Below are 11,419 nucleotides of genomic sequence, written 5' to 3'. Positions count from 1 at the left end.
CTGAGGTTGGTTTGATTGCCACCTTCGATTCCTGCCCGGAGTTACCGCAGCCGATCAGGGCCCAACAGCGACCAGCACTACAAGCATACTTAAAAAAGCCGATCAGGGAACAAAAGCCGATCGGAGACAACAGCAGAGACCCGGCATGAACAATGGTATTAACCAGGAATCACAGTGGCAAATCAAATCAACCGAAAGGCCCATCCGGCGAAGGGAAGAACCGAGTGAGCGCCATGAACGTGCAAAATCAACCGGCTCAGATAAGCGAGCTATCTAACGGCGAAATTTAATTTACCCGGAAATGCTACTGAAATGCCTTAACCGACAAGATGAGAAAGAATAATTCCGGTGGCAACAGCCGCATTTAACGATTCAGCCTTACCCCGGCGGGGAATAGTGATGCACTCGGTGGCAAAAGCCATCACTTCGGAACTGATCCCCTTTGATTCATTACCGATCACAAGGATCCCCCGATCCACAGATTTGTATTGATCCAGGGACTTCCCTTCTAGGGCTGCGGCATAAACCGGAGTTCCCGGCCTGGCTTCGAGAAAGGAAGCCAGGGCTGCATGGTGCACCCCCACCCGGGCTATACTTGCCATCGTGGATTGAACAACCTTCGGGCTAAACTGGTCTGCCGAGCCAGGGCTGCAGATCACATGTCTTATTCCAAACCAATCAGCGCAGCGGATGATGGTGCCGAGATTACCAGGATCCTGTATGTTGTCAAGCAGGAGGATCAGGGAATCGACGCTGTTTGACGGAAATTCAAATAACGGTTTTCGAAAAATTGCAAGAACTTCGTTTGGGGTTGTCAGAAACGAGATACGTTCGAGTTCCTGGTGACTTATAGTATGGGTGACGGATGAAGCTGAGGCAGGAAGCACGCTGCGGTTGGCGGAAAGCCACTCTTCAGTAGCGAATAGAGAATGCATCAAAACCTGGTTGCCGGCCAATAAATCGTTAATTATTTTCGGCCCCTCTGCCACGAATAAGCCCTCATCATCCCTAAATTTTTTCTGGCTTAAACTTTGAATATATTTGACCTGCGATTTAATCAACATCGTGTTATGTTTACAGCTTTATGTTATTCCCCCGGCAAGTTAGCTTTTTTACCATTTTCCGTTCCGCCTTTGCCATCCTGATGGTCCTGCTGTTGGTCGCATCCTGTACAATACCCAAAAAATACCAAAGAAACCAACCATTTGTCTATAAAACGGTCATTAATATTGACGGGCCTCAGAAAGGCCTTGAAAAACAAAAGCTTAAAGCAGGTTTGGAGAATCAGATTTCAGACAGCCTGAAAGTCCGGACCATTGTAGCACTGGGTTTTCCAACACTACTTTACAATAAACTTGAACGTCCACCGGTGTTTGATTCGGGCAATGTTTCAAGATCCAAAGCTTCCATGACCGCATTGCTCAACTCGGTCGGTTATTTCGGCCCGAGTATCACCGACACATTTTTAATAGATACCGTAAGGGATCAGCAAAGAGTAAGAGTTCAGTTCACGGTAACACCGGGCAAGCAACTAAAACTGGACTCAATAGGATATGAACTCACTCATCCTGAATTTCAAAAACTTGTCCTTGAAAACCGCGAAGCGTCGTTTCTGAAAAAAGGCGAGCCCTATTCTATCCAGGTGTTGTCATCAGAGCTTGATCGACTATTGCTCTTGTTCCGAAATCATGGATTTTATAAAATAGTAAAGGAAGATTTCATCATAGAAAGGGACACTGTGCTTGCTGCATTAATTGACCCTTCTCTTGATCCCTTTGAACAGTTTACTTTGTTGGAAGAGCTGAAACGAAAAAGAGAGAATCCTACGATCAACGTTGCAATAAAACAGGCAAGAATAAAAGACTCAAGCCATTACAGCAAGTATTATATTGGAGATGTCCGGGTGTACCCGGATATGACGATACAGGAAGAAATCGCCCCGGTTGAAAAGACCCATGACAGTTTAAATTCAATTCATTTCTTCTATCGCACCAAAAAATTCAAATTACCTTATTTATCGAGGAACATTGCGCTAAGACCCGGGGGTTTGTATAAGATTGAAAATTATTATGCGACCGTAAATAATTTCAATCAATCCGGTGCCTGGGGCCAGGTAGATGTGGCATTTTCTGAAAGAATGGATTCCGTACCGCTGCTTGATGCGGGCATAAGGTTGTATCCGGCAAAAAAGCAGAGCCTCAATATAGCATTTGAAACCAGTCGCAATAGCGGAACTTACCTTAGCACCGGGCAGTTGTTCGGTACCGGCCTTAATATCGGGTTATTAAACCGTAATGCTTTTCGCGAGGCTGTTCAAAGTACTACAAATGTTCAGTTTGGTATTGAACTTGGCCGAAACATAATCCAGACACTACAGAGCGGTATCTCTCAAAACATTTATATTCCCCGATTCATTTTACCATTTAAAGTAAAAAATGAAAACAAACTGAACTCGCCTAAAACAGCTGTTTCTCTTGGTGCTGCATATACCAAAAGGCTTGATTTTTATGACGTGCGTTCTGCCAAGGCCTCTTGGGGTTATGAGTGGGGTAAAAAGAAACATGCCTGGAGATATATTCCTTTCAATATTGAGTATACTGAAATCATCAAGACAGACAGTTTTCTAAAACTGGAAGAGGAAATTCCTTCCCTTAAGATTGCATTTAATAATGGATTTATCATTAGCCAGATCTTATCTTATAGTTATGATCACGGCTCCCGAACCAACCACGGATTATTTAAAACAAGGTTGGAAGAAAGTGGTGCCATTGTCGGGCTCATCAAATCGCTTGACCGCGGTGAATTACGTCGTTTCATTAAGGCCGATATTGAATATAAATACCTGATCGATCAGCCAAAATCGACCTGGGCATTCAGAATGTTCGGTGGTTATGGTTACAGCTATGGACAAACAAAGGACGGCCCCGAGCAATACCTTCCTTTCTTTAAAGCATATTTTGGAGGAGGGCCATATACTATGCGGGCCTGGCAGGTAAGACAATTGGGACTCGGCTCAAATAATTTTTACGACACCCTGAAGGGAGGTATCGACAGGTTCGGTGATATCCAATTGGAAAGCAATATTGAATACCGGTTCGACCTCGGAACGCTGTTTGGGATAAAATTCAAGAGTGCTTTTTTTACCGATATCGGAAATATCTGGAACCGTTCAAATTTTGACAATGAGAAACTGGAAGGTTCTGAATTGACATTTAAACATCTCTACAAAGATATTGCTGTAGGTGGCGGTACCAGTTTACGTATTGATTTTGATTTTTTCCTGATTAGGTTAGACTGGGCTTATAAACTCAAAGATCCTATTTATTCATATGACAATGCAGGTTGGTTCCATAAACTGAAAATTACGAGCGGACAATTACAGTTCGGGATAGGCTATCCGTTTTGATTCATTTATGAGCAGCATCTTCCAATTGCTGAATGGTAACAGCGTCTTTCAGTTCAAACTCACCGATACGGGTTCGAACAAGGCCACTGAGATACGCCCCTGATCCGAGGGCTTTACCATAGTCATTTGCAAGACTTCGTATATACGTGCCCGTCGAACACACAACCCGAAAATGGACCATTGGCAATTCTATCCTGGTTATAACAAACTCTTTGATCGTGATTTTTCTTGGCTCAAGCTCGATCTCCTTTCCCTGGCGGGCTAATTTGTAAATTCGTTTCCCATCTTTTTTGATCGCTGAATGCATTGGAGGAACCTGGAATATTTCTCCGGCGAATGCTTTTGTTGCATTTTGAAGTTCGGCTTCGTTGAAATTTTGAACAGGCAGCAAGTTCTCCGGTTCGCTCTCAAGATCATAGGTTGGTGTGGTAGCCCCGAGGGTAAAAGAACCTATATATTCTTTTTCGGCAGCCATATAATCGTTGATCCTTTTAGTAAATTTTCCTGTGCACAATATCAACAGTCCGGAGGCCAACGGATCCAGGGTGCCTGCATGACCAATCTTCTTAATCCTGAGCACATTACGCACTTTCCGTATCACGTCGAAAGAGGTCCAGTCGTATGGCTTATCGATCAGCAAAACCCTCCCCTCTTCATATGTATTCTCCAACTGCTCCAACTTTTTTTTCGCGCGAAGATAAGGCAAGTTTTAAAAGTTGTTAATCCCCTGTCAAGACTTCTCAAAAGGTTTAAAGGGAGTTTAAAAAGATTTACATGGATTTAGATAGATTTATCCCAGGCATCCCTCATGCTTCTTCCTATTTGCGCATAATCATTTCCCAGTTCGCGTACAAACAGGTTTTCAGGTATTCTATGAAATGCTTTCCAACCGCGTTCAGGAAACAAATTTCTGTAAGGTAGAAAGGTGAACACTCCGTCAACGGTGCTGACACTTGCATATTTGACAATCAACATAGTGGCTTTCTCGGTTCTGAATTTCCCCTTTTTTTTATACGTTTGCCTGAATTCCCTGAAATACTCATACGATTCCGCGTCCACTCTTGACCGATGTATATGTTCTACTAAATATTTACCCAGTTCATAGTCAGAGACATCAGCAGGCAAAACGGTAATGTCATCGGTAAAATAACTAACAGCATCATCTCTGTTATTTCTTGTAACTAAAATAATTTTATCAGGATACAAGTGGGCTGCAGCGGATTGTTGTATTTGTGATTGACTCAATCGGAATAATTTAATGCCAAATCTTCTTATTTGACATACCAATTTACCGATGCACCAGATTAAATTGCCTGGCGGGCTTTTAATTCGAGGTATTTGTTCACGGTATTAATCGTAAGTTTTTCCGGAGGTGTAAGTATGGTGAAGATCCCGTGTTGTTGAAGCTCTTTTACCATTTGTCTTTTCTCGAAGGCAAATTTTTCGGCGATGGTCTTTATATATAAAGATTCAATATCGCTTCCGGGTTTGTCTGTCAACTGTTTCAGTTCTGTGTTCTCAAAAAACACCACAAGCACCAGGTGGTTTTTCGCAATGCTTCGTATATAAGGCAGTTGCCGCTGCAGACCTGATAATGATTCAAAATTGGTAAACAAGATTACAAGGCTTCTCGAAGTGATGCGCATACGCATATGTATAAGAACCTTTTCAAAATCGGTCTCGAGGAATTTTGTTTCCTGGTTATAGAGCGTCTCCATAATGGTAGCCATCTGAGCAGATTTGCGATCGGCTGGCAGGAATTGATTTATTTGGTCGGCAAATGTCAGCAGGCCCGCCTTATCTTGCTTAATCAGTGCAACGCGGGAAAGAATGAGCGTTGCATTGATGGCATAGTCGAGAAGGGTCATTCCTTCAAAAGGCATTTTCATAACGCGACCCTTGTCTATCAGGCAATATACTTGTTGGCTACGTTCGTCGGTATAATTATTCACCATCAGGTGACCACCTTTGCGTGCAGTAGCTTTCCAGTTAATACTCCGGATATCATCACCGGCAACATATTCTTTGATCTGTTCAAACTCAAGACTGTGACCAATCTTACGAATGCGCCGGCTACCGGCTTCCGAGAGATTATTGGAATAAGCCATTATTTCAAAGCTGCGAAGGTCAACAAAAGAAGGCATCACTTTCACAACATCATTTGCGCCAGACTGGAAACGCCGCACCACTAAGTTTAAAGGTGATTTTACAAAAACGTTTGTATCAAGAAAAATATATTCACCCCGCTCCACCGGTCTAAGCTGGTAGCTGATTTCAGTTTCACCGTTTCCTTCAAGTGTTGTTTTTAACAGGAAATCTCTTTTTTGAAACTGCACTGGTAATTCATCGATTATCTTAAGGCTGGCTTTGAATGGAAACTGGTTGATTATTTTAATTCTTACCGTATTCTGGTCACCATTGCTAAAACGTTCTGCAAGTTCGCGTGAGGCAATCACTGAATTTGAAGTGAAAAACAGGATAACATAATCCAGCAGTACAAGTGCAACAAAAACAAAAAACAAAAGCCTGATGACAAACACCATTCCAGGTAAAAGAAATGCAAGTGCAAACAAACATGCTATAATTGCCAGTGACCAGTAAAACCGGGAGCTGAAGAACAGGGAAGTCAGGTATGTATTTATAATTTTTAACAAAACGAAACCACTTTAATTATGAGTGATGAGTTATTAGTGATGAGTGATGAGTGAGTTGTTAAGTGACGAGTTAAGGATTTAATCCATTCACATCTTCACTCATCACTCATAACTCATAATTCATAACTCATCTCGGTACTTCAATGCTTTGTATAAGTTGCAGAATGACGTCATCAGTCTGCGCGCCTTCCATTTCTTTTTCGGGTGAGAGCACGATACGGTGACGAAGCACATGCGGAACAATGAAGATGATATCTTCCGGCGTTACGAAATCACGGCCACGCATAGCCGCAATTGCTTTAGCGCCGTTTAACACACCTATAGAAGCACGGGGTGAAGCACCAAGGTATATCGATTTATGATTCCTGGTTCCCGCCACAATAGCGGTGATAAAATTAATCAACTTGTCTTCAATATGAATACTTCTCACCTGGTTGCGCAAAGCGGTTATCTGCTCAGCCGATAAAACAGGCCCTACTTCATTCAATTGGTTTTCCAGGCCCGAACGATGGTGATGCGATACAATCCGGAACTCCTGTTCAGCGGTCGGATAACTTACTTCGACTTTAAACAAAAACCGGTCGAGCTGGGCTTCGGGCAAATGATAAGTTCCCTCCTGCTCTATCGGGTTTTGAGTGGCTAGCACCATAAATGGCGCAGATATAGGGTAAGTAGTGCCATCAACGGTAACCTGTCTCTCCTCCATCACCTCAAACAAAGCAGCCTGGGTTTTTGCCGGCGCACGGTTAATTTCATCGATCAACACTAAATGACTGAAAATCGGTCCTTTCCGAAACTGGAAATTGATGTCTTTAGGATTAAAGACCGTCGTGCCAATTACATCGCTTGGCATCATATCAGGTGTAAACTGTATTCTTGAAAAATCTATCGAAACGGTTTTTGCGAGGAGTTTCGCAGTAAGTGTTTTTGCCACACCGGGAACACCTTCGATCAACACATGGCCGTCTGCCAGGATAGCTGCAAGCAATAATTCAATCATCTCTTCCTGTCCAACGATCACCTTACCGATCTCGGCCTTAAGATTCTCTACCGACTGTTGCAATGAACCGAGATCCGTTCGTTGTTCAAAAAAATTATCTTCCATCTTTAAATTTAGTTTTAAACTTATCTAATTTCTGATTGAATGCCAGTAACAGTTCATCGCTCACGAGGGGGCGTTCCTGAACTATCTTAATATGTTGCACGAGATCTTTTACTTCTTCCGCTGTGTGTCCCGACTTATAACTTAACTTTTTCTCAAAATTCTGATCAAGACTGGAAGTGGTAATATTATAATGTTGTCTTACCTGTTCAAGGAAATGTGTAATCATCTTGCCAGCCAGGTTCTTGTTGTCTTTGCGTTGAAAATAAAGCCGCCCGATTGTTTGCACAAAATCTACGGAAGCATTTTTCAGGCTGGGCTTCAACGGGATGGCTCTTTGTTTTCTTTTCGATTCAAAAAGATAAATTAACAAAAACAACAAGAGCAGCAGCCATAAGGTCCAGGCCAGGGCCGGTTGTTTCATCATCCAGCTGAATGCGGAAAAGTCATTGTTTTCATTGCCACTGCCATTGCGATGATAACGGAAATATTCATCCCAGATTACTTCATCTAACTGCGGGGGAAGATATGAGAGAGCCTGATCATAATATATCTTGTTATTTTTATGAAGCAGGAAAAAATTCGTAAATGCGGCGGGTGCGAGCTGGATAAAGAGTGAACCACCTCCATCATAAGTAAACTTTACGAAGTTCGGTTTATTGTCATGATTGTATCCAAGTACCTGGGTAATGTTGTTATCAAATTTTCTTAGATAATTATCCAGTTGCAAACCGGGATATGCAAATGATGTTGTATCATTCTCAATTGGATGAATAAGACTAAGCGTAAGTGAGTCCTCCATCGAATCAAAGCCAGATTCCAATTGTGCTTTTAACCTAAGGCTATCCAACAGGTTATCAGAAAATTCCATCGCTGAAATAAAGATATGGTTGCCTTCGCTGATATAATTCATCATCGCCTGCAGTTCCCTTCTATCGGGGGCTACTACCGGTGAAATGATGATGAGCGCAGATTCACCAGGATTGCTGCTATCCGACCCGTCATTTGTCAACTCTTCCAGGTTGTTTAGATGATACTTGTCTGGTGACGTTTTATTTATACTTATTTCGACACCGGGAAACATCCGCTTAAGGTTCTCATATGCATAAAAGGTTCCATAAGGTATCTTATCATTTTTCCAAAAGGTCAGTTTCTCGTTAAGCTTTTTTTCTTTACTGCAACTGGTGATAAAAATGGTGATGCCTGCCAGAAAAAACAGCACCCATCTTTTAACAATGGCAGTTTTTGCAAAAATATCAGAAGAATTACAGATGGAATTTATCCTCATACTTTCAATGAATTTTGAAAGTGATTAAAGCTGTGTAACACAATCTCAAACTGTTCGCGGTTAAGCTGGAAGTTTCCATACCATACATGTTCGTAGGCTGAACTAAGAAAGCCGAACTCTTTTCCTTTCGCATAGTTATTCACCTGGCTCCTGTAATTCTGGTTGGTTGATTGAGGATGAAAGCTGATCCATCCTTTCTTGTCGAGCAACTTCAGGGTCTTGAGATAATGAAACCTTACAACGGCGCGCTGGTCATTTACTTCAAGGGCATCTCTGATAAGTTCATCGAGGTTTTCTTCCATCAGGGTTGCTTCATCACCAGTGGCGTTTACTTTTTTCTTTTTGGGAGAGGATTTAAAAATATAGAGGTTGTTGACTATGATTACTTTGATAATCAGAAAGATTGCGAGCCCGAACAACAACAGGTATATAAAACCCCGCACAGCTGGTCTCGAAAAAAAATCAGCCAGTTTTTGCCATAGGGATATACTGTTATTTGAAGGCTTCAGGGGTTTTCTTACCCAGTATGCCGGATCATTTGCATATTCAAAATCTTTTTGTTTTTTTAAACGGGCAGTGATAGAATCCGCGACTTTACGAAAGATCAGTGTGTCCGGAACCTGCGGCTGGATGGAAGACCTGGCTGAAGGCGCTGATTCGGGAAAATCCGAATCATCATAAAAAGGTGCTTCAATTACCTGATGAGCGGAATCGATGATCAGCATTGTGTCCAGGGGATCCTGTTCCTGGGAAAACCCAGCAAGACCCATAAGGATGAAATATAAAATGAACGTAGCTTTTTTAAATCGGCTCATCCGGGAAATTGATTTTTGATACTGCCAGCTGTTTATTTACTTTGATTGGATAGATTACAAAATACCAGATGATGAAACTGATGGATGCAAGCAGTATGGATGCACTAACAAGCCTGGGCATTGTTGAATAACGGGTAATAAAACCTTCAAGGAAGGCTGCCATAATAAAAACAGGTATCAGTCCGATCATTAACTTGAGTCCTTCCTTCGTGGCTTTTCTTAATGATTGTATCCGGCTCAGGGTACCCGGAAATAAAATGCCGTTGCCTACGATAAGTCCTGCGCCACCCGCAATTATGATAGCTGAGATCTCAAGGGTTCCATGAATCCAGATTACCAGCACCGACTGGAGTCCCAGCCCCTTCGCAAAAAACATATATTGAAAAGCCCCAAGCATAACTCCATTTTTGAATAGTAACCACACGGTTCCGATCGATAACAGGAATCCGGCTACAAATGTTATAAATGAGACCTTGATATTATTGACCGCGATGGCTACAAACATGTTTAAACGTTCCTTATCCTTATAGACACCGAAAGGATCTCCACGTGAAATGTTTTCGTCAGTCATCTCAACATAGCTGTCACCGAGTACACCGCGAACAAAGCTATCATCATGGGCGGCGGAAACGGCCGCCATGATAGCGAAGGAGGTAAAGATCAAAAATGCATATAGAAGTTCTTTGTGATGGCGGCGCACAGTAAGCGGCAATTCCGTTTTCCAGAACTTCCAGAATCTTGAAGTCTCTTCTTTTTTATTCCGGTAAATACCAAGATAGATGCGCGAGGCAAGTCCGTTCAGGTATTGTGTGACCTTGCTATGGGGGTAAAAAGTTTTTGAGTAACCCAGATCGTTGACCAGTTCGGTAAATTCCTTTGCCATCTCATCGGGATCAGAATTTGTTTCGTACTGGTATTGCTTCCATTTCTCAATATTCTTTTTGATAAAAAGACCTTCTCTCACAGAGGAACTGATTTAATACTGCTGGATTGAATAAGTGTGACCTTGCTCACTATCATAGAATTACCAATATACAATTTAGAATTATAAATTTTAAATATTAAATATTAAATTTAGCGCTGCATGGGATTGGTCAAATTAGATACAGGTTTTAATATACAGGTTGAGTTTGCCGTTACTCCATTTCATAAACGTCTTATTGCATGGTTGATTGATCTGCTGGTTTGCTGGATCTATATCAAAATCGCTTCTCTGATCTTTCATATTCCTTCTTTTTTTATCTGGACCGGGAGCTGGAATTGGAAGGAGATATTGCTGGGGTTTCCAGTGATGTTTTATCACCTGGTTTGCGAGATCATCATGAATGGCCAGAGCATTGGTAAAAAAATCATGAATATCCGGGTTATCACCGCCCAGGGCGGTCAGCCTGGAATTAGTCAGTATATAATAAGATGGGTATTCAGGCTGATCGATTTTCCGCTACTGTTATTATTCAGTATCATGAACAATGACCTTCCCTGGTATTTATTTCCGTTAATATTTATTGGACTTGCTTCTGTAATTTTCACAGAACGATCGCAGCGGGTTGGCGATATTCTCGCCGACACTATAATTATAGATCTGAAAAACCGCACATCCTGGGAGGACACTGTTTTTACTGAACTGGAATCTGATTATGAACCGAGATATCCTATGGTAATGCAGCTAAGCGATCGGGATATCAATACGCTCAAGAGCATCATTGAGTCTGTGAAAAAGAAAAATGATTATGAACTGGCCATGAAAATCGCTGACCGGATCAAATCAAAACTAAAAATGGAAAGCGACCAGGAGCCTTCGGATTTTTTGAAGACGCTTTTGAAGGATTATAATTACTATTCGTCGAATTAGTCTGCAGTTGGATATTTTCAATCAGCATCATTATGCAACAGTTTTTGGTCGCTTCTTCGCACCGTTGGGAGCAGGATTGTGCCTTTTTGCGGCTGTGTCCCGTGGTTAATACCTTTCGTTATGCCGTTATTTGTTGTTGTCTCCGATCGGCTTTTTTGCCTTGATCAGCTTTGTTAGGGTTTCTTCCAGTGCTGGTTGCAGTATCGCCCTGATCGGCTTCAGTAACTCGACCACGGTACGAAGGCCGCGCAAAGGCACAATCCCACTCCCAACTAGCTCATCCACTTGGGGGAATATCATAC

General features: G+C 42.1%; 10 protein-coding genes. 2 read left to right on the top strand and 8 right to left on the bottom strand.

Annotated elements, in window-relative coordinates; translation table 11 throughout:
* Positions 1-317: 317 nt before the first annotated feature.
* Complete coding sequence (locus tag VK664_RS19275; protein ID WP_461400331.1) at positions 318-1,064, bottom strand: TrmH family RNA methyltransferase; 747 nt, start codon at positions 1,062-1,064, stop codon at positions 318-320.
* A gap of 20 nt (positions 1,065-1,084) precedes the next feature.
* Here VK664_RS19275 and tamL point away from each other — a divergent pair, with 20 nt between their 5' ends.
* Positions 1,085-3,406, top strand: a complete 2,322-nt coding sequence (gene tamL, locus VK664_RS19270) for a translocation and assembly module lipoprotein TamL (RefSeq protein WP_461400330.1) — start codon at positions 1,085-1,087, stop codon at positions 3,404-3,406.
* 1 nt (position 3,407) lies between these two features.
* Here the strand turns inward: tamL and truB are convergent, their stop codons facing one another.
* From truB to VK664_RS19235, 7 genes are all read right to left on the bottom strand, one after another.
* Positions 3,408-4,112, bottom strand: a complete 705-nt coding sequence (gene truB / locus VK664_RS19265; protein WP_461400329.1) for a tRNA pseudouridine(55) synthase TruB — start codon at positions 4,110-4,112, stop codon at positions 3,408-3,410.
* Positions 4,113-4,186: 74 nt separating this feature from the next.
* The gene (locus tag VK664_RS19260; RefSeq protein WP_461400328.1) at positions 4,187-4,651 is read right to left on the bottom strand and encodes a hypothetical protein; all 465 of its coding nucleotides are present in this window, start codon (positions 4,649-4,651) and stop codon (positions 4,187-4,189) included.
* A 59-nt stretch (positions 4,652-4,710) separates the two neighbouring features.
* Positions 4,711-6,060 carry a DUF58 domain-containing protein gene (locus tag VK664_RS19255; RefSeq protein WP_461400327.1) on the bottom strand — a complete coding sequence of 450 codons (1,350 nt, stop codon included), beginning with the start codon at positions 6,058-6,060 and terminating at the stop codon, positions 4,711-4,713.
* 127 nt (positions 6,061-6,187) lie between these two features.
* Positions 6,188-7,165, bottom strand: coding sequence for an AAA family ATPase (locus tag VK664_RS19250; protein WP_461400326.1), 978 nt, complete (start codon positions 7,163-7,165; stop codon positions 6,188-6,190).
* Positions 7,155-8,450: a DUF4350 domain-containing protein gene (locus tag VK664_RS19245; protein WP_461400325.1), complete on the bottom strand. Its 1,296-nt coding sequence runs from the start codon at positions 8,448-8,450 to the stop codon at positions 7,155-7,157. The genes VK664_RS19250 and VK664_RS19245 overlap by 11 nt, the downstream gene beginning before the upstream one ends.
* Entirely contained in the window at positions 8,447-9,265 is an 819-nt protein-coding gene (locus VK664_RS19240) for a hypothetical protein (protein ID WP_461400324.1), read from the bottom strand. Before VK664_RS19240 ends, VK664_RS19245 begins: the two co-directional genes overlap by 4 nt.
* A complete protein-coding gene (locus tag VK664_RS19235; protein WP_461400323.1) occupies positions 9,252-10,229 on the bottom strand; it encodes a stage II sporulation protein M in 978 nt (325 codons plus the stop codon). Before VK664_RS19235 ends, VK664_RS19240 begins: the two co-directional genes overlap by 14 nt.
* 120 nt (positions 10,230-10,349) lie before the next feature.
* Between VK664_RS19235 and VK664_RS19230 the strand changes: the two genes are divergently transcribed.
* Positions 10,350-11,117 (top strand): RDD family protein, encoded by a 768-nt coding sequence (locus tag VK664_RS19230; protein ID WP_461400322.1) that lies wholly within the window; start codon positions 10,350-10,352, stop codon positions 11,115-11,117.
* Positions 11,118-11,419 lie beyond the last annotated feature (302 nt).

Origin of the sequence: Flavitalea sp. (assembly GCF_035489435.1) — a bacterium.
Lineage (GTDB): Bacteria > Bacteroidota > Bacteroidia > Chitinophagales > Chitinophagaceae > DATHKG01.
This window is presented reverse-complemented; position numbering and strand designations above follow the sequence as displayed.